The sequence below is a fragment of the Alicyclobacillus mali NBRC 102425 genome, from assembly GCF_001570745.1.
In the GTDB taxonomy this organism is placed as follows: domain Bacteria; phylum Bacillota; class Bacilli; order Alicyclobacillales; family Alicyclobacillaceae; genus Alicyclobacillus; species Alicyclobacillus mali.
In genome coordinates this window covers 24,699-46,013 of record NZ_BCSG01000017.1, presented here as the reverse complement: position 1 = coordinate 46,013, position 21,315 = coordinate 24,699, and the positions used below count along the sequence as shown (strand labels likewise).

At 64.9% G+C, this 21,315-nt stretch carries 21 protein-coding genes; 13 read left to right on the top strand and 8 right to left on the bottom strand.

Annotated features, from left to right (window positions below; all coding sequences use genetic code 11):
* Nucleotides 1–8 precede the first annotated feature (8 nt).
* A complete protein-coding gene (locus AMA01_RS14040; protein WP_231862851.1) occupies nucleotides 9–1,655 on the top strand; it encodes a hypothetical protein in 1,647 nt (548 codons plus the stop codon).
* 145 nt (nucleotides 1,656–1,800) lie between these two features.
* On the opposite strand, the gene AMA01_RS06640 is transcribed toward AMA01_RS14040, so the two are convergent.
* The 5 genes from AMA01_RS06640 to AMA01_RS06620 form a co-directional block, all read right to left on the bottom strand.
* A complete protein-coding gene (locus AMA01_RS06640; protein WP_067849218.1) occupies nucleotides 1,801–2,421 on the bottom strand; it encodes a LysE/ArgO family amino acid transporter in 621 nt (206 codons plus the stop codon).
* A gap of 33 nt (nucleotides 2,422–2,454) precedes the next feature.
* The gene (locus tag AMA01_RS06635; protein WP_067849215.1) at nucleotides 2,455–2,646 is read right to left on the bottom strand and encodes a hypothetical protein; all 192 of its coding nucleotides are present in this window, start codon (nucleotides 2,644–2,646) and stop codon (nucleotides 2,455–2,457) included.
* A 60-nt stretch (nucleotides 2,647–2,706) separates the two neighbouring features.
* Nucleotides 2,707–3,816 (bottom strand): sensor histidine kinase, encoded by a 1,110-nt coding sequence (locus AMA01_RS06630; RefSeq protein ID WP_067849212.1) that lies wholly within the window; start codon nucleotides 3,814–3,816, stop codon nucleotides 2,707–2,709.
* The gene (locus tag AMA01_RS06625; protein WP_067849209.1) at nucleotides 3,813–4,487 is read right to left on the bottom strand and encodes a response regulator transcription factor; all 675 of its coding nucleotides are present in this window, start codon (nucleotides 4,485–4,487) and stop codon (nucleotides 3,813–3,815) included. Before AMA01_RS06625 ends, AMA01_RS06630 begins: the two co-directional genes overlap by 4 nt.
* Before the next feature lie 82 nt (nucleotides 4,488–4,569).
* Complete coding sequence (locus AMA01_RS06620; protein ID WP_197459977.1) at nucleotides 4,570–5,520, bottom strand: AraC family transcriptional regulator; 951 nt, start codon at nucleotides 5,518–5,520, stop codon at nucleotides 4,570–4,572.
* A 130-nt stretch (nucleotides 5,521–5,650) separates the two neighbouring features.
* Here AMA01_RS06620 and AMA01_RS06615 point away from each other — a divergent pair, with 130 nt between their 5' ends.
* The 7 genes from AMA01_RS06615 to AMA01_RS06585 all read left to right on the top strand — a co-directional run bounded on the left by AMA01_RS06615 (nucleotide 5,651) and on the right by AMA01_RS06585 (nucleotide 13,296).
* Entirely contained in the window at nucleotides 5,651–6,502 is an 852-nt protein-coding gene (locus tag AMA01_RS06615) for an aldo/keto reductase (RefSeq protein WP_067849203.1), read from the top strand.
* A gap of 60 nt (nucleotides 6,503–6,562) precedes the next feature.
* Nucleotides 6,563–7,558: an aldo/keto reductase gene (locus tag AMA01_RS06610; RefSeq protein ID WP_067849201.1), complete on the top strand. Its 996-nt coding sequence runs from the start codon at nucleotides 6,563–6,565 to the stop codon at nucleotides 7,556–7,558.
* A gap of 80 nt (nucleotides 7,559–7,638) precedes the next feature.
* Nucleotides 7,639–8,649, top strand: coding sequence for an ATP-binding cassette domain-containing protein (locus AMA01_RS06605; RefSeq protein ID WP_067849198.1), 1,011 nt, complete (start codon nucleotides 7,639–7,641; stop codon nucleotides 8,647–8,649).
* Nucleotides 8,649–9,449: an ABC transporter permease gene (locus AMA01_RS06600; RefSeq protein WP_067849195.1), complete on the top strand. Its 801-nt coding sequence runs from the start codon at nucleotides 8,649–8,651 to the stop codon at nucleotides 9,447–9,449. The genes AMA01_RS06605 and AMA01_RS06600 overlap by 1 nt, the downstream gene beginning before the upstream one ends.
* A gap of 114 nt (nucleotides 9,450–9,563) precedes the next feature.
* On the top strand, nucleotides 9,564–10,574 hold the full coding sequence (locus tag AMA01_RS06595; protein ID WP_067849192.1) for an extracellular solute-binding protein: 1,011 nt from the start codon (nucleotides 9,564–9,566) through the stop codon (nucleotides 10,572–10,574).
* A complete protein-coding gene (locus AMA01_RS06590) occupies nucleotides 10,571–12,220 on the top strand; it encodes an ABC transporter permease (protein ID WP_067849189.1) in 1,650 nt (549 codons plus the stop codon). Before AMA01_RS06595 ends, AMA01_RS06590 begins: the two co-directional genes overlap by 4 nt.
* On the top strand, nucleotides 12,217–13,296 hold the full coding sequence (locus AMA01_RS06585) for an ABC transporter ATP-binding protein (RefSeq protein ID WP_067849185.1): 1,080 nt from the start codon (nucleotides 12,217–12,219) through the stop codon (nucleotides 13,294–13,296). Before AMA01_RS06590 ends, AMA01_RS06585 begins: the two co-directional genes overlap by 4 nt.
* A 46-nt stretch (nucleotides 13,297–13,342) precedes the next feature.
* Here AMA01_RS06585 and AMA01_RS06580 read toward each other — a convergent pair whose 3' ends face one another.
* Nucleotides 13,343–13,762: a hypothetical protein gene (locus AMA01_RS06580; RefSeq protein WP_012809497.1), complete on the bottom strand. Its 420-nt coding sequence runs from the start codon at nucleotides 13,760–13,762 to the stop codon at nucleotides 13,343–13,345.
* A gap of 219 nt (nucleotides 13,763–13,981) precedes the next feature.
* Between AMA01_RS06580 and AMA01_RS06575 the strand changes: the two genes are divergently transcribed.
* Nucleotides 13,982–14,401: an acyl-CoA thioesterase gene (locus tag AMA01_RS06575; RefSeq protein ID WP_067849182.1), complete on the top strand. Its 420-nt coding sequence runs from the start codon at nucleotides 13,982–13,984 to the stop codon at nucleotides 14,399–14,401.
* Nucleotides 14,402–14,454: 53 nt separating this feature from the next.
* Here AMA01_RS06575 and AMA01_RS06570 read toward each other — a convergent pair whose 3' ends face one another.
* Nucleotides 14,455–15,087 (bottom strand): MBL fold metallo-hydrolase, encoded by a 633-nt coding sequence (locus AMA01_RS06570; protein ID WP_067849179.1) that lies wholly within the window; start codon nucleotides 15,085–15,087, stop codon nucleotides 14,455–14,457.
* An 18-nt stretch (nucleotides 15,088–15,105) separates the two neighbouring features.
* Nucleotides 15,106–15,675: a cysteine hydrolase family protein gene (locus AMA01_RS06565; protein WP_067849176.1), complete on the bottom strand. Its 570-nt coding sequence runs from the start codon at nucleotides 15,673–15,675 to the stop codon at nucleotides 15,106–15,108.
* 162 nt (nucleotides 15,676–15,837) lie between these two features.
* Between AMA01_RS06565 and AMA01_RS06560 the strand changes: the two genes are divergently transcribed.
* The 4 genes from AMA01_RS06560 to AMA01_RS06545 all read left to right on the top strand — a co-directional run bounded on the left by AMA01_RS06560 (nucleotide 15,838) and on the right by AMA01_RS06545 (nucleotide 21,273).
* Complete coding sequence (locus AMA01_RS06560) at nucleotides 15,838–17,163, top strand: MFS transporter (protein ID WP_067849173.1); 1,326 nt, start codon at nucleotides 15,838–15,840, stop codon at nucleotides 17,161–17,163.
* Between the two features lie 382 nt (nucleotides 17,164–17,545).
* A complete protein-coding gene (locus AMA01_RS06555; protein ID WP_067849170.1) occupies nucleotides 17,546–18,619 on the top strand; it encodes a BMP family lipoprotein in 1,074 nt (357 codons plus the stop codon).
* 63 nt (nucleotides 18,620–18,682) lie between these two features.
* Nucleotides 18,683–20,203, top strand: a complete 1,521-nt coding sequence (locus tag AMA01_RS06550) for an ABC transporter ATP-binding protein (RefSeq protein ID WP_067849166.1) — start codon at nucleotides 18,683–18,685, stop codon at nucleotides 20,201–20,203.
* Nucleotides 20,200–21,273 carry an ABC transporter permease gene (locus tag AMA01_RS06545; protein WP_067849163.1) on the top strand — a complete coding sequence of 358 codons (1,074 nt, stop codon included), beginning with the start codon at nucleotides 20,200–20,202 and terminating at the stop codon, nucleotides 21,271–21,273. Before AMA01_RS06550 ends, AMA01_RS06545 begins: the two co-directional genes overlap by 4 nt.
* The last annotated feature ends 42 nt before the right edge of the window (nucleotides 21,274–21,315 follow it).

Below are 21,315 nucleotides of genomic sequence, written 5' to 3'. Positions count from 1 at the left end.
TCCAGGCCATGCGCGCCGTCGATCCCAACATCAAAATTGGCGCGGTGCTCACCATGCCGTACAACTGGCCCTGGGGCGCCACCGTGAACGGCAACGACGACTGGAACACCGTCGTGCTCAAGGCGCTCGGCCCGTACATCGACTTCGTCGACGTCCACTGGTACCCCGAGACCCCCGGCCAGGAGACCGACGCCGGGCTCCTCGCCGACACCGATCAGATCCCCGCCATGGTGGCGGAGCTCAAGCGCGAGATCAACGCATACGCCGGATCGAACGCAAAAAATATCCAAATCTTCGTGACCGAGACCAACAGCGTGTCCTACAATCCGGGGCAGCAGTCGACGAACCTGCCCGAGGCGCTGTTCCTAGCGGACGATCTCGCCGGCTTCGTGCAAGCGGGCGCGGCCAACGTCGACTGGTGGGACCTCCTGAACGGCGCCGAGGACAACTACACGAGTCCCAGCCTCTACGGCCAGAACCTGTTCGGCGATTACGGGCTGCTGTCGTCCGGGCAGACCACGCCCAAGGGCGTTCAGGAGCCGCCTGAATACACCTCGCTGCCGCCGTACTACGGCTTCCAGCTCGTGTCCGACTTCGCACGGCCAGGCGACACCTTCCTGGGCTCCGCGTCGTCCCAGAGCGACATCGACGTGCACGCGGTGCGGGAGCCAAACGGCGACATCTCCCTGATGCTCGTCAACCGCAGCCCTTCGACCATCTACAGCGCAAATCTGAACGTGCTCGGCGTGGGGCCCTACGCCATCACGAAGGCACTCGTGTACGGCGAAGGATCGAGCGCCGTCACCGCAGCGCTGACGCTGCCGACCGCCCAGTCGATCAAACTCATGCCGTACAGTGGCGTGGATCTCGTCCTGCATCCGCTCATCCCCGCGCCGCACGCCGCCGCGTCGGTGACGGACACCCTGGCGCTCTCCTCGCCCACCGTGAACGCCGGCGGCTCGGAGACCGTGACCGCGTCGTTCAACTCGGATAGGCCCCTGCACGGCGCGACGGTGGAACTCGAGCTGTACGACTCGACGGGCGATCTCGTCGCGAGCCACCAGGTGACAGGCGTGGAGATTGCGCCAGGCGCGCCCGCGAGCGAATCCTGGACCTTTGCGGCCCCATCCGCCAACGGGACCTACACCGTCGAAGCGTTCGCGTTCGATCCGGCCACAGGCGCCACGTACGACGCCGATACGGCGGGCGCAACCATAACCGTGAATCAGCCGCCCGCGGCCAAGTACGGCGACATTGTCACGAAGAACACGGTCATCACGGTGAACGGCACCACGTACAACGTGCCGGCGCCGGACGCGAGCGGCCACTATCCGTCGGGAACCAACATCTCCATTGCGCCGGGTGACACGGTGACCATCCAGACCACGTTCGCGAACGTCTCGTCGACCGACGCGCTCCAGAACGGGCTCATCGACGTGGAGGTGGATGGACAGAGCGGCGCCATCTTCCAAAAGTACTGGCCGAGCACCACGCTCCTTCCCGGCCAGACCCAGACCGTGACTGCCACCTGGCAGGTGCCGTCGTCGGTGACCGCGGGCACGTATCCGCTCAACTTCCAGGCGTTTGACACGAGCAACTGGACGGGCAACTGCTATTTCACCAACGGCGGCGTGGTCAACTTTGTCGTGAGCTGACCCGCTCGCCCCGGCCATTGCTGGATGGCGCCCGCGCGGGCGCCATCTGCGCGCCCGGGCTTCCTGCCGTCGCGCGAATGCGCGCATCGGGCCCATCGCCCACGGGCATGCGCTCGCCTCGACAGATGAAGACCGGAACCTTCTGTCAGCGGAACGTGAGCAGGATGTGGATGAGGAGCCCCGCGGAGGCCCACATCATGAGGGCGGAGATGCGGTTGATGACCCGCTTCAGCCCCACCCCCGCCGCGGCGCGGCCCGCCACATGGCCGAGCGTCATGAGGAAGAAAAACCAAACCCACGAGACAAGTGCGCACGCCGCCGCGAACGACGCCCTCTCGCCCCAAGTGCCGTACACGGCCGCGCTCCCGCCGATCACGGCGAGCGTATCCATGAGCGCGTGCGGATTCAGAAGGGAGACCGACATCGCGAAGCCCATCTGCCGACGCGGCGACCAGACCTCGGATGTGACGGCGTCATGGTCAGGATTCTCGCGCCACGTCTGAAAGCCCATGTACAACAGAAAGGCCACGCCCACGATGCCAAGCGCGACGCGCAGCCAAACGATGTGAAAGACGGCGCCCGACACCCCAAAGACCGCGAGCGCCACGAGAAACGTGTCGCAGAGGGCCGCCGTTACCACGGCCGGCAGGGCCGCCAGCCATCGCCGGTGCAGCGCGCCTTGGCTGAGGAGAAATCCGTTCTGCATGCCAATCGGCAGGATGAGCGCAAAGGCCAAAATCAGGCCGTGCCAAAACGCGCCGACCATGCGAAACTCCTTTCCGGCGTTCGATCAACCGATTCACAATCCTCCGTTAATTCCAAGCACAGTGGGCATCACGCCGAGAGCAGCCCAGACGGTCGCCATCCACAGCCTCGTCCTTTTCGACAACCTCACCTGAAACATGCGCGCAAACGCCCAGGCAAAGAACAGTCCAACGGCGAATTCAATCGCGGCGAAAAGGAGAAGAAGGAGAATTTCGGCGGCGAGCACGCATCACGCCTCCCCGAAGGACACCCGAATTCATAAGCTTCGGCGATGGAACGCCAATCCTCATCTTCCACCCTGAGTATACGGCAGGTGCACCTTGAATGTCGACCCACGCCCTGGCTCGCTTTCGACCGAGATGTCCCCGTGGTGCATCTCCACAATGCGCTTGGTGATGGCGAGGCCAAGCCCATTGCCCGGTTTGCCGCGCGACCGGTCCGCCTTGAAGAAGCGAGTGAATACGCGGCTCATATCTTCCGCACGGATGCCGATGCCGGTGTCCGCAACCGAGGCGCAGACGCCTGTGTCTTCCTTCTCGAGGCGCACTTGAATTCGGCCGCCCGGCTCCGTGAACTTGATGGCGTTAAACAGGAGATTCATCCACACCTGGCCGAGGAGGTCCTCGTCGCCTTCCAACTCGACGGGCTCCACCTGCATGTCGAGAAGGAGACCCTTCTCCGTCCAGAGCGGCTCGCAAGCAATCGCCACCTCGCGCAGCTGGCGGTCGAGACGGAAGCGCTTGAGCGTCATCGGGTGATGGCCTGATTCGAGCGAGGTGAGTTTGAGCAGGTTGTCCGCCAGGCGGGACAACCGCTCGCTCTCCGCCTCAATGATGTCGAGATAGTGGCGCCGCTCGCCTTCCGACAGCCCGTCCGATTTGAGCGCCTTCACGAAACCGAGGATGGACGTGAGCGGCGTCTGCATCTCGTGGGAAACGTTCGCCACAAACTCCTGGCGCATCTGTTCGATGCGCTCGAGCCCTTCCGCCATCTCGCGAACGTGCAGCACCAGCTGGTTCATGGGGTGATCCGGCAAGCCACGCCGGACCTCCAGCATGGCGCGAGCGCTGAAATTCCCGCGGCCAATCTCGCGCAAGGAGTCGAGAATGCGGAAAAAGAGGCGATCATCGCGGTCGAAGCCAAGCGCATTCCAGAGAAGCGCGACGAGCGCGAGCATCACCAGGCCCACGCCGCCAATCATCATCAGCTGGCCATACGGCACGGGCCGCCACCCGAATGCGCGCCCGATGAGGCGCACCACGCCGTACGAGGCGCTCAGCAATACGAACGACCAACACGACATCCAGATTAGCCTATCCAACGCTTCGCGCCACTGCCAGCGCACGTGACGGGCGCGGAAGTCGTCAGACCCCCGCGAGGCGGCTCGCTCCTTCACGCGTTCACCTCCAGGCGATACCCCAACCCGCGCACGGTGCGGATGCGAAACGGGTAGATGTCCTCGGGGAATTTGTCGCGCAACCGCTTGATGTGCACGTCCACCGTCCGCTCGTCCCCCGCGTAGTCGTACCCCCACACCTCTTCAATCAGCTTGTCGCGGGAGAGCGTCCTGCCCGCCGACGCGGCCAGCGTGAACAGAAGCTGAAACTCCTTCGGCGGAAGCGACGTGCGCTCCCCGTTCGCCTCGACTTCATACGTGTCCGAGAGGAGGCGGAGTCCGGCGAGATCGAGCGCGCCGTCCGCCCGCATGCGATAGCGGCGCAGAAGCGCCTCGACGCGCGCCACAAGCTCCTCGGGGGCGAAGGGCTTGACGAGGTAGTCGTCCGCGCCGAGCCGAAGGCCGCGCACCTTGTGGCTTGTCTCCCCGAGCGCGGTCAGGAGCAGAATCGGCACATCGCGCTCTTCGCGCAACCATTGCGTCAGCTCGAACCCGTCCACCTCGGGCATCATCACGTCGATCACGGCGAGCTGCACGGGCTCATGGGCCAGTGCATCCGCCGCCTCGCGCCCGTCCGCCGCCTCCACCACCCGATGCCCTTCCCGCTCGAGCGTGCTGCGCACGAGTTCGCGGATGTGAGGCTCGTCGTCGGCCACGAGGATGGTTGCCATGTTCATCACCTCACGCGCAAGGATACCTCGCCAAGATGAACGGCGCGTGAACGGCGGGCCTGTTGAAGAGCGGGCCTGTCCGTCACGGCGCGAGGCGGAGGCGCTCCACGTCCTTGCTCGGCGGCAAGCCAAAGAGGCGGGCGTAGTCGCGGGTGAACTGCGACACGCTCTCATAGCCGACGGAGAGCGCCGCCTCCGTCACGGATTGCGCGCCGCCGAGGAGGAGCCTGCGGGCCTCCAGCAATCGCAGCCGCTTCTGATACTGGATGGGCGTCATGTGCGTGAGCGCTTTGAAGTGGCGGTGCAAGGTGGAAGGGCTCATGTTCACCAGAGCGGCGAGATCGTCGATGCGGACGTGATCGCGAAAATGCTCCGCGAGGTGGCGCACGGCGCGGTGCGCGGGGTTGGCCTGGCCGGCCGCAGCGAGGAGGCGCGCCCACCGCTGGCCGCCTTCGCCGCGAATGACGCGATAAAAGATCTCGCGGCGCCAGAGGGGCGCGAGATACGGCACGTCCTCAGGGTGACGCACCAGATCGACGTAGCGAGCGATGGCATCGAGGAGATGTTCCTCCATGCGCGCAACCCAGAGACCCGCCTCGGGCTCGACTTCGTCTTCGCGGCCCAACGCGCCCCCTTCGAGCAGGTCCAGCCACTCCTGCGGATCAAACTCGATGCGAAGTGCCAGATAGGGCTGTGCGGCAGACGCGCGGCTCACGCGCGATTGCGCCGGAACGTGGATGGAAGAGACGAGGTACGTGGCCGGATTGTACGTGAGGACCTGCTGACCGAGCCACACCTGCTTCTCGCCCTGGGCGACCACACAAAGCGACGGGCGATACACCCCGTGCCGCGGGGAGGACGTCTCGGACCAGCGGAACAGCGTGAGACCCGGCACAGGCGTCGAATGGGCGCCGTCTTCGCAGAGAGCTTCTGCCATGGCCGCCCTGATGCGGCCCAGGAGCTCGGAGCTACCAGGCGCGCTCGCGCCTCGTTGGGTGACCTTCTGCATGATCTTCACCTCACCTGCTGTCATGAGCATTCGACCTCCCGCCGCTCGGTTCCTACTCACACGCGCGAGGATCTGGCAAGCCCGCGCGAGAATGTGCGTCGCCGGGATGCGGTCTGTGTGGGACAATCTCCATAGACGGAAAGGAGGTCCGCCCATGGAGTATGTGACGTTGAACAACGGCGTTCGCATGCCGATGCTGGGCTTCGGGACGTACCAGATTACGGATTTGGACCTGTGCGAGCGCTCGGTCCTCCACGCCATCCGCGTAGGCTATCGCCTGATTGACACCGCGGCGTCGTACCAAAACGAACAAGCGGTTGGCGAAGCCATCCGCAAGAGCGGAGTCCCGCGGGAAGAACTCTTTGTCACCACCAAGCTTTGGGTCGAGCACGCGGGCTACGAATCGACGTTGGCGGCCTTTCAGCGATCGCTCGACCGGTTGCAGCTCGACTACGTGGATCTGTATCTGATCCACCAGCCGTTCGGCGACGTGTACGGCGCGTGGCGCGCCATGCAAGAATTGTACAAAGCCGGGAAGATCCGCGCCATCGGCGTGAGCAACTTCGCGCCGGATCGGCTGATCGATCTCATCATGCACCACGAGATCACGCCCGCGGTGAATCAGGTGGAAACGCACCCCTTCTGCCAACAAATTGAGGCTCACAAGATCATGCAGGCGTATGGTGTGCAAATCGAATCTTGGGGCCCGTTTGCGGAGGGGAGAAACGGGCTGTTTGAAAACCCCGTGCTCGCCGAGATCGGCAAGCGGCACGGAAAGTCGGTCGCCCAGGTGGTCCTGCGCTGGCTCATTCAGCGGGGTGTCGTCGTCATCCCCAAGTCCGTTCGCCCCGAGCGCATTCAGGAGAACTTCAACGTGTTCGACTTCGAGCTCTCCGCGGAAGAGATGGACGAAATCCGGGCGCTCGACACGGGCAAGAGCCTGTTTTTCTCCCAGACCGACCCCGAGATTGTCAAGTGGATGTGCTCGCGCCACCTGGACGTCTGAGGCCAAGCCATCGGGACGCCGGGCGGGGTCACACCCACGGCACAAAAGGAGGTTTCAGCGATGGAATACGTCAAACTCGGCCGAACTGGCCTTGAGGTCTCTCGCATCTGCCTCGGCTGCATGGGCTTTGGCAAGCCCGGCACCTGGCAACATCCCTGGGTGCTCGACGAGGCGGACGCGCGGCCCATCATCCACCGCGCGCTCGATCTCGGCATCAACTTCTTCGACACGGCGAACGTCTACTCCATCGGCACGAGCGAAGAAATCGTCGGCAAGATCCTCAAGGAAGCGGTGCCGAGGGATCAGGTCGTGATCGCCACCAAAGTGTTTTTCCCGCTCCGCGAGGGGCCGAACGCCGGCGGCCTGTCGCGCAAGGCCATCATGGAAGCCATCGACCAAAGCCTGAAGCGGCTCGGCACGGACTACGTGGATTTGTACCAGATCCACCGCTGGGACTACCAGACGCCCATTGAGGAGACGCTCGAGGCCCTGCACGATCTCGTCAAGGCCGGCAAGGTCCGCTACATCGGCGCGTCGGCCATGTACGCGTGGCAGTTCATGAAGGCGCTGGCCGTGGCGGATGGGCGCGGGCTCACCCGGTTCGTCTCCATGCAGAACCACTACAACCTCATCTACCGCGAGGAGGAGCGCGAGATGATGCCGCTCTGCCGCGAGGAGGGCATCGGCGTCATCCCGTACAGCCCGCTCGCCGCTGGCCGCCTGGCGCGGGGGCGGTCCGAATCGACGCTTCGCTCCGAGACCGACCAGGTGCAGCGCGCCAAGTACGACCGCATGGCAGAGGTCGATCAGGCCATTCTGGATCGCGTCGGCGAGCTCGCGGAGCGCCACGGCGTTCCGCGCGCCCAGATTGCGCTGGCCTGGCTCCTGCATAAGCCGGGCGTCACCGCCCCGATTGTCGGGGCCACCAAGATGCACCACCTCGAGGACGCGGTGGCCACCATCGACGTCAAGCTCTCGGACGACGAGATGCGCTACTTGGAAGAACCGTACGTCCCGCATCCGGTGGTCGGCGCGCTCGACGCGTCCGCGCGCTGACGCGAAAAACCGACCTCCTTTCCGTTCATCGTCCGTTCATCTTCCGCCGCTACGATGAGCGCGAAAGGAGGTTTTTTCGCATGTCCCTGATAATTACACAAGCCCAGACGTCGGCCGCCGCACGGCGAACGTCCGTCGCCATCGAAGCGGTCGATCTCGTCAAGGCCTTTGGCCCCCATCGCGCCGTCGACGGCATCAGCCTGTCCGTGCAGGCCGGCACGGTGTACGGCCTGCTCGGCCCCAATGGCGCCGGCAAGACCACCACCGTGCGCATGCTCGCGACGCTCATCCGCCCAGACGCAGGCCAGGCGCGCATCTTCGGCCACGACGTCGTGAAGGACGCGCACCGCGTGCGCCAGCTCATCGGCGTGACTGGTCAGTACGCCTCCGTCGACGAGACACTCACCGCCGCGGAAAACCTGGTGCTCTTCGCGCGCCTCCTCGGACAGAGCCGCCGCGAGGCGCGAGCGACGGCAGAGCGCCTGCTCGAGCAGTTCGGCCTCACCGAGGCGCGCAATCGCCCGCTGAAGCACTTTTCCGGCGGCATGCGGCGCCGCCTGGATCTCGCGGCCAGCCTCATCGCCACGCCGCCGCTCATCTTCCTCGACGAACCCACCACCGGGCTCGATCCGCGCACGCGCGCCCAGATGTGGGACACCATCCGCCAGCTCGTGCGCGAAGGCACAACCGTGCTCCTGACCACGCAATATTTGGACGAGGCGGACCAGCTGGCGAACCGAATCGCCGTGATCGATCGCGGCCGCGTCATTGCGGAAGGCACGCCGGACGAGCTGAAGTCGTCGGTGGGCCGGTCGTCCCTGCACCTCACCTTCGCCAACCCGGAGGATGTGCCGCGGGCGCGCGCCATCGTGGAAGCGGCGCTTGGCGCGCAGGCCACGCCCTCGCCCGAGGGGCGCCGGATCATCGCGCCTGTGGCCGACACGAGCGTCGTGCCGGATCTGCTCGTGGCGCTGAAGGCAGCCGGCATCGACATCACCGAACTCGGCGTGCAAAAGCCGACCTTAGACGAGGTGTTCCTCGCCCTCACCGGTCACGAGGCCGAAACCGCCGACGAAGGAGAGAGTGCCTGATGCAACAGACAGCCTTCGCAGTCATCCCGGCGCGCGCCTCCATGGCGACTGCGCTGCGCCAGTCGCTCACCATGGCCTACCGCGGCCTGTTGAAGATGCGCCGGACGCCAGAGCAGCTGTTCGACGTCACGCTGCAGCCCATCATCTTCACGCTCATGTTCACCTACATCTTCGGCGGCGCCATCTCCGGCAACTCACAGAACTATTTGCCGCTCGTCATCCCGGGCATCCTCGTGCAGACGGTCATCACCGCATCGGTCGTCACCGGCGTCCAGCTGCGCGAAGACATGGACAAGGGCGTGTTCGATCGCTTCCGCGCCCTGCCCATCGCCCGCATCGCGCCGCTCGCCGGTGCGCTCCTCGCCGACATGGTGAGGTACCTCTTGGCCACGGTCCTCATCTTCGCCGTGGGGTACCTCATGGGCTATCACCCGCGCGGGGGCCTTGCGCACGTCGCCACCGCCGCGCTGCTCGTCATCGTGTGCGCGTTCGCCCTCAGCTGGATCTTCGCGTTCTTCGGCGTCGTCGCGCGGACGGCGGCGAGCGTGCAGGGCATCTCGATGCTCATCCTGTTCCCGCTCACGTTCCTGTCGAACGCGTTCGCGCCGGTCAACACCATGCCCAAGTGGCTGCAGGTGTTCGTCAACGTCAATCCGCTCTCCCACCTGATTGCCGCCGTGCGATCGCTCGCCAATCAGGGCCAGGCGACGCCGGACATCGCCATCTCGCTCGCCGGCGCCGCGGCCATCATGTTCGTCTTTGCCCCGCTCGCGGTGCGGATGTACATGCGCAAAGCGTGACGAAATCTCAACACAAGGTTCCCAATCTTTTACCGTTGCGTGCGCTTCCCTTCATCGAATCTCCACACACGCTCGGTACCATCGGAGCAAGGAGACGAATGGAGGGTGAAACGCATGCTCATGAAGGGATTGAGTGTCGCCGCGGCGGCGGTGGTCGTCGCGGCGGGCGTCGCAGCGTGGCACGCCGAGCAACATCCCCATGCCCCCGCAGAGGCCGCGGCGAGCGCCCAAGGGGCGAAGCCCGCGGGCACCGTCACGGTGTACGCCGCGCTGACCCAGCAGAACGCGCAGGCGCTGGCACAGGCGTTTGAGGCGTACGATCCGGCCGCGCGCGTGCAGATGGTGACCACGGGCACGGGCGCGCTCGTGACGCGGCTCGAGTCGGAGGCGAAGGCGCACGCCATCGGCGCGGATATGGTGCTCTTGGCCGATCCGACCGCGGCGGACACCTTGGCCGCCCAGGGCATTCTCTCGCGCGAGAAGCCGTCTGCCGCAAGCCATCTGCCGAGCGCGGATCAGGGCGCGGATTGGGTGGGGGCGTACGTGTTTCACGACGTGATCGTGTACCACAAAGGCATGTCCGTGCCTGTGCCCCACTCGTGGCGCGACCTCACCAGCGCCGCGTACAAGGGCGAGGTGGAAATCGGCGATCCGTCCTATTCCGGCACCACCATGGCGTTTGTCGGCATGATGGAGACGCGATACGGCTGGAACTACTTTAAAACGCTGAAGCAGAACGGCGCGGCGGTGCAGTCGTCGGTGAAGACCGTCGCGGATGATGTCGCGAGCGGCAAGGTGGACGTGGGCATGACCAACGACAGCGCCGCGTTCACGCTTGTGAAGCAAGGATCGCCCATCGCCGTGGTGTGGCCAGAGGACGGCGCCATCGTGGTGCCGGGGCCTCTCGCGTTCGTCAAAGGACACGAGACGCCGGTGGCCAAGGCGTTTGCCAACTGGCTCCTGAGCCCGGCCGGTCAGAAGGTGGTGGCGTCCGTCGGCCTGTCCCCGGTCGTCGGCGCGTCCCCCACGGTGCCGAAGGGCGCGGCGCTGATGCAGGTGCCCTGGGCGCAGTTGGAACGAGACCGGGCGAACATCCTCCACCAGTTCGCCCAGATCTTCCGATGAAATCGCGCATCTCGTGGATCGCCGCGGTTGGCACGCTGGTGCTCGCCGCGGCCGCCGCGGTTCTATGCGGTTACCCCGTGCTCCATCTCGCCCTTGAACTCCCGTCGGCGGCGGGCATCGCCTCGACCCTCGGCCCGCTCTGGAACTCGCTGTGGACGAGCGCCGTATCGAGCGCCATCGCGAGCGTCGTCGGCATGGCCTGGGCCGTGATGCTCTCTGGCGCCGTGCGCCGGGGTCAGGCGGCGCTTCACGCCATCAGCCTCCTGCCGCTGTGGACGCCGCCGTTCATCGGCGCGTTCGCGCTCGGCGACGCCTACGCCCGGGCGGGCCTTTTGGACCAGTTGGCGCACGTCCACGTGAGCTGGCTGTACGGGCCATGGGGCGTCACGGCGGCCCTCGCCATCCACGCGGCCCCCATCGGCTATCTGAGTGGACTGACCGCCGTTGCGGCCATGAACGTCGAACCCATGTGGGCCGCGCGCTCCTGCGGGGCCGGGCTTTGGCGCGCCTTCTGGGCCGCGTTCCGGCCGGTGGCGCTGCGCCCGCTATTGGCGGCCTGCGCGCTGTCGTTCGCGTTTTCCCTGGGTGACTTTGGCGTCCCGTACGAACTCGGCGAGCCGAGCGGGTTTCGCACGGCGGCCACCTCCATCTTCGCCAACCTGTCCACGGGCGGCACGCAGGGTTTCACGGCCGCCACATGGCAGGCGTTTGAACTCATGGCCGTCGGCGCGCTGGCGGTGACCGTGAGCCGAGCGGCCATGCGGTTCGATCCCGGCCTCGGCACGTCTGCCCCCAGCGCAACACCGCTGCCCCTGTTTCCCAAGCGGGTTCGCGCGATTTCGCTCGCTGCATACGGGCTGTACGTGGCGACGACGAGCGGCCTTCCGCTCGCCGCCCTTGTGCTCACCGCCCTCACGCGAGCCTACGGCCTGCCGCCCACACCCAGGAACTGGGACGCGGCGGGACTGTTTTCGCCGCTCGTCAGTGCGTGGCCGGCGCTCGTGCACACGGTCGTCCTCGCGGTTTTGGTCGCCGCCGTGATCGCCCTGCTTGGTCTTGTCGCCGCAGAAGCCGTGCCAGCCTCCGCGGTGGCGCGGGCGGCCCATCTCGCCTTATGGCTGCTGTACGCGGCGCCTGGAACGGCCGTGGCCGTCGCCATCCTGGTGGCCTTCGGGCACGTGCTGTACGGCACCTGGTGGATCCTGGGTCTCGCGTACGTAGCGAAGTTCTACGGCCTCGCCGACGCCATCGTGGCGGCGCGCGGGAATGCGCCGCCCGAACCGTGGCGCGCGGCGAGATCGTTTGGCGCAGGGCCTGCGGGGGCGTATGGTGCGGCGATTTGGCCCGCCATCCGGCCCGCGGCGCGCCAGGTGGCGCTGCAGGCGCTCATGTCTGGCTTGTACGAGGTGACACTCGCGAGCCTGCTTTACGGCCCGAATACCCAGACCATCGCCGTGGCCGTGCTGTCCGCGAGCGAAGGCGGGGATGTCCGTACGGTCGCGGTCCTGGCCGTGTGGATGACGGCCGCAAGCTTCGCCCTCGGCCTCTTGGCGCTGCGCGAGCCGAGGGGGCGGCGAAGCCAGGGACTGTCGCAGCTTCGCATGGCCGTGCCGGCCGCACCCCTCGAGGAGGTGAAGCTCGGATGAAGGATTCGAAAGCGCATCGCCTCTCCGTGGCAGGCGTCACCGTGGCACACGGCCAGCAGGTGGCGGTCAGACGCGCGTCGCTGACCATAGAGGCGGGCGAGATCGTCGCGCTCGTCGGGCCGTCTGGATCGGGCAAGAGCACGCTTCTCGGCGCCATCGCGGGGTTTTATCCCATTCAGTCGGGGGCCATCTGGATAGGCGAGGAGATGGTGGCCTCGCCGACGCTTTCTCTTCCGCCGGAGCGCAGGCGCGTGGGCGTGGTATTTCAGTCGCACGCGCTCTGGCCGCAGTGGATGGTGGTGGACAACGTGGCCTATCCGCTCCGCAGGCGGGGCATGGCGCGGCTTCTGGCGCGGCGCGAGGCGGAATCGGTGCTCGCCGCGGTCGGCATGGACGCGTTTGCCGCGCGCTATCCGTCGGAACTCTCGGGCGGTCAGCGCCAGCGGGTCGGCCTGGCGCGGGCGCTCGCGTCGAGGCCGGAGTTGTACCTGTTTGACGAGCCCACCGCGAGCCTCGATCCGGCCAACCGCGAAACCTTCATGCACGAGGTGCGCGAGCGGATTCGACAGACGGGGGCGGCCGCGCTGTACGTGAGCCACCAAGCGGACGAGGCGCTGTCTTTGGCGCACCGCGTGGCCGTCATGATGCACGGGGAGATCCTACAGGTGGGATCTCCCGCGGAGGTGTACGAGAACCCGCGCACGGCCGAGATCGCCCGGCTTTTGGGGCCGGCCGCGTGCGCGACGGGCGTGGTGCGCGAGGTGAACGGGAGCGGGCAGGCGCTTGTGCAAATCGCGGACAGCGAGCAGACGGTTCGACTGACGTCCGCGCCGCGCTCGGCCGATCTCGGCCGCAGGACGCTCATGATGCGGCCGGAGTGGTGCGAACTCACCGCCGACGACGAGGCGTCCCTGCCTTGCCGCGTGGTGCGGGTGCAGTACGTGGGGCACCGGACGCTGTACGAACTCGAGTCCCTCGCCGGGCGGCTCTTGGCGAGTCACGTGGGCCCGCCGCAATACCAGGAAGGGCAGCGCGTGGGGTGGAAAGTGCGGCGCGCCTGCGTGATGGAAGGATGAGTGCGCAGGGCCCGGTGCCCTGCGCGCTCGCGCATGCTTCGAAGCCTCAACGCAACATGGCGAAGACCGCGATCGTGTTTAGCGCCATCAAAACGTGTTGGACCGTGTGGTAAGCGTCCGGCACAGTCCTCCTGTCGGATTTGGGAAGCAAGTACACATTGTCACCGAATGCGTCGTCATAACGTCGAAGCCTTTCATCCGAGGCACCGGTGATCCACGAAAGCCAATGAGCACGGAACTGGAGAAAATCCCACACAGGAAACAAAAACGCCATGATCGGGATCACGAAATACCATCGCTTCAAGCTCCCGATAAAGTACAGGATCAGCATGCATTCGAGCAGGATGTACTGCCAAGCGTCGCGATCCTTCCACTTGACTCTCCCGCAGAACCGGTTGATTCCTATGAATAAGAGACTAAACCACGCCATCAACAGCCCTGAAAGGATGTCGGTCACAACTGCCATGCGCATCTCCCCGGGTCACGCGTGGTGGGCAGGCGGGAACATTCAGCCTACCCCTCGTTTAGGAAGCAACGGGAACAAACACGAGCGAGACCGGAGGCGACAATGACAACTGCCATGCGGAGCCGGTGAATTCGGCGCACAGGGATTCCTCCTTGCCTGCGGACTTCGGTTACAATGGACTGCAGAGAAATGCGACAAAACCGACAGGGGGAATGCAGTTTGATCCATGAAACGCCGATTCATATCCGTTACAGCGACACCGACTTGAACGGCCACGTGAACAACGCGGTCTACGCCACCTATATGGAGGAGTCCCGCATCTCCTTTCTGCAGGAGGTGTTCCCCGGCCAGCGTCTGCCGCTCGTCATCGCCTCGCTGCACATCGACTTCCGCCAGGAGACGCGCTATCCCGAGCACACCGACGTGGTGGCGCGCACCTGGCTCACGCGGCTCGGGAGATCAAGCTTCGAATTCTTCTGTCAAATCGTAAGCGTCCGCGGCGAGGTGATGTGCGAAGGCACTGCGGTGGTCGTCCACTACGACTTCGAGAAGCGCAAATCCGCCCCGCTGCCGGACTGGGCGCGCGAAAAGCTCCTGCCCTACGTCCGCGAGCGCGAGGAATCGAACGTCGGCGTGTGAGCGGAACGAGGCGCGTCACCCGCGCCTCGCCTTCACGAGCCCAGAACCCCCGACTACTCCAGCAGCGCCTCCCACAGGGATCCGCGCCGGACGGGATCGCCATGCGCGGGGCAGACCCAGTCAAACGACAACCTGCCCACGTCCGCGAGCGACTGCCTGAGCGCCGCCTTGTCCCAGGTGAGGAAGGACGGCGACTTCTTCAGCCGGCCCCCGCGAGTGGTGACGAGATCGCCCGCCAGAAGCGTGTCGCGCGCGATGAGGCAGACGTGGCCGGGCGTATGACCGGGCGCGGATACCACCTCCAGGCCGCCCACGTGTGCGCCCGGCTCGAGCGCGCGGTCCACCTTCGGCCGTTCGACGCGCATCAGCCCGGCAATCGCGCGGCGCACGCCCTTCGGCTTCGCGTTACCCTCAATGTACGGAATGTCCGGCGCGGGCGCCCAGAGTGTCGCGCCGGAGAGCTCCTTTAGCCGCTTGGCATTGCCGATGTGATCCACGTCCAGGTGCGTCAGGACGATGTGGGCGAGGTGGCCCGGCTTCAGACCGAGGGACGCAAGCGCCTTGACCATCGCGTCCGCACGCCCGGGCATGCTGGTATCGACCAGCACGGGCTCGTCACCCAGCACAAGATAGCTGTAGCTTCCCTTGGTGCACTCCAACAGGTGAATCTTCGGCGCGATTTCCACGCCTCACGCCTCCCCACATCAGGCGAGCGTCTTCGCCCACTCGTCGACGGTCATGACGTCGGCCTGCCGCGGGAACACCTTCTCCACGAGCACCCGGTGCACCTCGGGATCGGCGTCCAGGCAGGCGTCTTTCAGCACGGTCAGCGCGTAGTCCTTGTCCGCGGCCGCGCGCAGCGTGGAGAGCACCACGCCCGAGGTGGCGATGCCACAGAGCACGAGGTTCGTGATGTCCTTCGCGCGCAGGATGACCTCCAGGTTGCTGCCGGCAAATGCGCTGACGCGGTACTTCGTGACCACCGGCTCTCCCGGCTCTGGCCGCACCGACTCGTGAATTTGGGTGGTGTCGGCGCTCACCGTCATGTTGCCGGCCTGCGCGAGGTGCGCAAACATCTTGTTGCGCGGGCTCGCCTCAGGGAAACCTTCGCTGAACGCCACGCGCACAAAGATGACCTGGATGCCCGCCTTGCGCGCAGCCGACACGGCTTGCTGAAAGGGTCGAAGCGTTTCCTCACCCTGCAGGTATCGCGACACGATGCCGTTCTGGACGTCCATCACCAAAAGCGCCGTGTGTTTCACATCCAATGCCATGTTCCTTCTCCTTTCATGCTATCACGACCGGCCGCTTCGCCCGCGAGCCCCGACCTCATCAAGGCCATCATACGCCCAAACAGGGCGCCGACCCAAATTGCCACTTGCACGCCTGTGGAAAGGGGTACAATGGAGCTGTCCTCATCGAAGGGAGATGAAACGATGTCAAGCGCACCGCAAACGGTTCGCGACGAACACTGGACGCGAACCGACAGCTGGCTGTTCTGGTCGTTCGGGCTCGGCATGCTGCTCGAGAACTACATCTTCAGCCTCTCGAGCGTCGCCACGCAGTGGGTGCCGATGCCGAAGTCGCTTCAGTCGCTTCTCCTGGCGTGGTCGCCCATATGGCTCATCATCGGCATTGCAGTCGCCGGGCCGTTGGCCGATCGCGTCGGGCGGAAGAACACCTTCTACACCACCATGGCGCTCTATGGCCTTGGCGCCATCGGACTTGTCTTCAGCAACCAGTACGCCCTCATCCTTTTGTTTCTCGCCATGCTCCTGTTCGCCGCAGGCGGTGAAATGAACACCATCATGGCCGTATCACACGAGATGATGCCGCACAGACACAGGGGCAAGACCATGATGCTCGAACTCAACTTCATCAACCTGGGTGGCGTCATTCTCGGCGTCGTGGCGCTTTCAACTGCATATCAACATGTCGCCTTCCAGCGCGCGATGATTGCCGTGACGCTGCTCGCGGTGCTCGTCATCCTGTTCTTCGCTCGCCGCAACACCCCCGAGTCCATCCGCTGGCTCGAAAGAACAGGCCAGCACGATCGCGCCCGTGCCGAGATCGAAAGGTTCTATGGCTTCGAGGAGTATCAGGCGCGGCAAGAGGCGGCTCGGCGGGCCACGCAGGCAGCGCAAGCGTCGGACGCTTCGCGCGCCAAGCGCGTGGGTCTGGGTCTGAAACTGTTCACGACGCTCACCATCTCGTTTGCGGGATCGGCCGGCTTCGGCCTTATGACCTATGTGCTCGGCCCCCACTTCTTCCCGAAATTGAACGCCGCCATCATTCTGGTGGCGACCGGCACAGGCTTCGTCTCTGGCTTCTTCGGCCTTTGGGCTGACCGATGGAGCCGCAAGTCGCTTCTCCTGATAGGATATCTGGGTTCATTCGTCATGACGCTTGTCATCTGGGCCACCATCCCAGCTTGGTCAAAGAGCCTGGCGCTCTTCTGGTTGTTGCTCATTGTGCTGAACGTGTTCGTGAACATTGGGTATCTGACCGAGGATACCTTGAAAGGCGAGGTGTGGCCGACGCAGCGGCGTGGCACATACACAGCGCTGGTTCGGTTTATCAGCATCGGCCTGTACATCGCCACCATCTACATCACGCAAAACTTCGGGATCACGGCGTACACCATGTTCAACGCACTCGTCTGGGCCATCGGGCTCGCCGGAGCCGTCGCGTGGTGGATTGGCGGATACGAAACCGGCAAGGGTGCCAGCCTGGACGTGGCCTCAGGCGAATTGGACACGTAACCACGCCACCCGTCGTCCCAGCCGCTGCGCCAGTTCGCATCCCGGGCAGTCAGGCGACCCCGCGCTGTCCTCTGGCCGAGGTGCGACTCCGGCGATTTCCTCAGGTTTGCCTTGCCCGAGGGGTGGCACCAAGCACGGAACCGCTGCGCGGCGCCGCCCCTCGCGTGGCCATCATCCCCCTCGAAACTCCCTGTCCTTTCACACTCTTTCGTCTTCAATTCCTTTGTGCAACATGGACTCGAATCCAAAGTGAGATCCAGCAAATTGACACAGGAGATCTGTCGACGGGTGTCGAATCTGCGTCGAATGGTTCCGAGCATGGAAACGTGCTCGGCAGCAAATGCTTGCGTTGATCGGATCCATTCTCAAGGGGGTTAGACACATGCAGAAGCGAATTTGGCAGAGCGGCCTCTCCATCCTGGCCGCGGCGGCCCTTGTCGCGGGGTGCGGCACCAACAACTCGTCGTCCGGCACCACCAACACCTCGAACAGCGGCGGCACTGGCAACACCACCTCGACGAGCGGCAAGACCATCAAGGTCGGCCTCGTCACCGACACCGGCGGACTCAACGACAACAGCTTCAACCATCTGGCGTACGTCGGCATGCAGGAGGCGCAGAAAGATCTGCCCAACATCCAGACGAGCGTCGTGCAGTCGCAGTCCGAGTCGGATTACGTCCCGAACCTCAGCCACTTCGCGCAGGACGGATATAATCTCGTCATTGCCGTGGGCTACCTCATGGCGGACGCCGTCCAACAGGTGGCGAAAGAGTATCCCAAGACGCACTTCCTCATCATCGACGACAGCATCACCGGCATCCCGAACGTCGCGAGCGCCATCTTCCAGTCGCAGCAAGCCGGTTATCTCGCGGGCGTCGTGGCCGGCATGGTGCAGAGAAATCATCTTTTGAAGAACATCAACAGCCACAACACCGTCGGCGTGGTCGGTGGTCAGGAGATCCCGCCCGTGGACACGTACATTGCCGGCTTCCAGCAGGGCTTCCACAGCGTGGATCCGACAGGCAAGGTCATCGTCGAATACACCAACTCGTTTAACGACGAGGCGGCGGGCAGCCAGTACGCGCAGAACGAGATTTCGCAGGGCGCCGACATCATCTTCCCGGTGGCGGGCGGCACCGGCATCGGCTCCATCAAAGCCGCGCAGAGCGCCAAGGTCTACGCCGTCGGTGTGGACACGGACCAGTCGTACCTCGCGCCCGGCACCGTCATCACGAGCGCCATCAAGCGCGTCGATACCTCCGTGTTTGATACCATCAAGGCCGTGCAGGATGGCACCTTCAAGAGCGGCGTGAACAACTTCGACCTCTCGAACAACGGCGTCGGTATCGCACCGATCATCTCGGGCCTGCCGAAGTCGGTGACGGACGCTGTGAACCAGGCGAAGCAGGAGATCCTGAGCGGCAAGATCCAGGTGTCCACCACCGTGCAGAAGTGATTCCGCGGAGCGCGGCCGACGCTGCGCTCCCCCTTTCCATTGCGACAGGAGGCGATCCCGACCTTGGAGAACGTGCTCGAGGTCATCGACCTCAAGAAGTGGTTCCCGGGCGTCAAGGCCAATGACGGCGTCAACCTCTCGGTGCGATCCGGCGAGGTGCACGCCATCCTCGGCGAAAACGGCGCCGGCAAATCCACACTCATGAAGGTCATCTACGGCCTGCTCGAGCCGACGGCTGGCGAGATTCGGCTGTTTGGCGAGCCGGTCCACTTCCGCAGCCCCCGCGACGCCATTCGGGCCGGAATCGGCATGGTTCACCAACACTTCATGCTCATCCCGGCGTTCACCGTCGCAGAAAACGTCGTCCTCGGCGACGAACCCGGCGGCGTTCGCTTCCGCCGTCGCGAGGCGTCCAGGCTCGTTCGCCAGCTGTCCGAACGCTATGGCCTCGCCGTCGATCCCGACGCGAAAGTCGGCGACCTGACGGTCGGCCTCCAGCAGCGCGTCGAGATCCTCAAGGCCTTCTACCGGAAAGCGCGCGTCCTCATCCTGGACGAGCCCACGGCGCTCCTCACGCCCCAGGAGACGCGCGAGCTGTTTCGTATCATCCGCGCGCTGAAGGAAGACGGCGTGCCCGTCATCTTCATCAGCCACAAGCTGGACGAGGTGCTCGAGGTGAGCGATCGCGTCACGGTGATGCGCCAGGGCAAGACTGTGGAGACCCTCGAGACCAAAGGCGCAACGCCGCAGATGCTCGCCAACCTCATGGTGGGGCGCGAGGTGGTGCTGCGCGTGGAGAAGCCGCCGCTTCAGGCGGGCGAACCCGTCCTGCAGGTTCGCGACCTGCGTGTGCGCTCGGCGGATCGCCATGAGCGCGTCAAGGGTGTCAACCTGGAGGTCCGACGCGGGGAGATCCTCGGCATTGCTGGGATCGACGGCAATGGTCAGTTCGAGTTTGCCGACGCCATCGCGGGGCTGTTGCGGGCCGAATCCGGCGAGATCCGGCTTGAAGGGCGCGACATCACACACCTGTCCCCGGCGCGTCGGACGGAGCTCGGCATCGCATACGTGCCACAGGATCGGCAGTTGGACGGGCTCGTGCTGTCCTTCGATCTCGCCGACAACCTGATTCTCCGCGACTTCCGCAGGCCGCCGTTTTCGCGGCGCGGCATTCTCAATCGGCGGGCCGCCGAGTCGCAGGCGGAACAGTTGATTCAAACGTTCGATGTGCGCCCGCCCGACTTCCGGCGCAGGGCGTCCGAGCTGTCCGGCGGCAATCAGCAGAAGGTCATTCTGGCTCGCGAAGTCTCGCGCGATCCCGTCCTGCTCATTGCAGCCCAGCCCACCCGCGGTCTGGACGTCGGCGCCATCGAGGGTGTGCATCGGCAGTTGGTGCGCCTGAGAAACGAGGGTCGAGCGGTGCTGCTCATCTCGCTGGAATTGGACGAGATCCTGAGTCTGTCCGATCGGATTGCCGTCATGCACGACGGCGACATTGTCGGGATTGTGCGCGGCGAAGAAGCGACGCGCGAGATGCTCGGCCTGATGATGACGGGCCAGCGGAGAAAGGAGGGAACCGCGTGAAGGCGCTTCGATCCATTCTCCTGCCGGTGGCAGCGAGCCTTGTGGCGATTGTCATCGGCGCAATCTTGGTGGCGGCGCTGGGCTACCACCCGTTGTCGGTGTACGCATCGCTCGTATCCGGCGCGTTCGGAAGCCCGGTCAATATCGGCAACACCCTGACAGCGAGCCTGCCGCTCATCATCATCGGGCTCGGGATCGCCATCTCATTCCAAAGCGGGCTTTTCAACATCGGTGCGGACGGCCAATATTGGATGGGCGCGACAGCCGCCGCTTGGGTCGGTTACCACTTCACATCGCTCCCGGGCGTGGTGCACATGATCCTGTGCCTGGTGGCCGGCATGATCGCTGGGGCGCTGTGGGCGGCCGTGATCCCTGGATTGACCAAGGCCTTCGTCGGCGCGCACGAGGTCATCACCACCATGATGATGAGCTATATCGCCATTTTGTTCGCGCGCTACCTGATTGAAGGCGGCCCGATGCAGCAGAAGGGTTATATCCCGCAGTCGCCGCCCATCGCGCCGAACACCCAGTTTCCGTACTTCGCGCAGGGATTTCAGCAGGCGCAGCTCTCGCCCATTTCCATCGTCATCACGGTGATTGCCGTCGCGGCAGCGTGGTTTTTGTTGTACAAGACGACGCTTGGATTTTCGCTTCGCTCCGTGGGCCTGAACGCGCGTGCCGCGCGCTACGCCGGGATCGGCGTGAAGTCCTCCATCGTCACGGCCCTCGGGCTCTCGGGCCTGTTCGCCGGCCTGGCCGGATCTGTGCAGATGCTGGGCGTGGATCATCAGCTACTGGACGGCTTTTCATCGAACTACGGCTATACAGCCATCGTCGTGGCGCTCCTGGCCCGCAACAACCCCATTGGCGTCGTCATTGCCGGCCTGTTCTTTGGCGCGCTCACCACGGGTGGCCAGAACATGCAGATTGCATCAAACGTCCCTGCGTCGCTCACCGACGTTTTGACGGGCCTTATCATCTTCTTCGTTGGATGTGAGCGCATTATTCCGCAGGTCATCGGCTGGTATCGGCGCCGCCGATCTCTGCGCGCCCAGACGCCAGCGAGCTGAAGCAGAGGCACCCAGAGCCGCGAAGCGAAGGAGGATGGATGC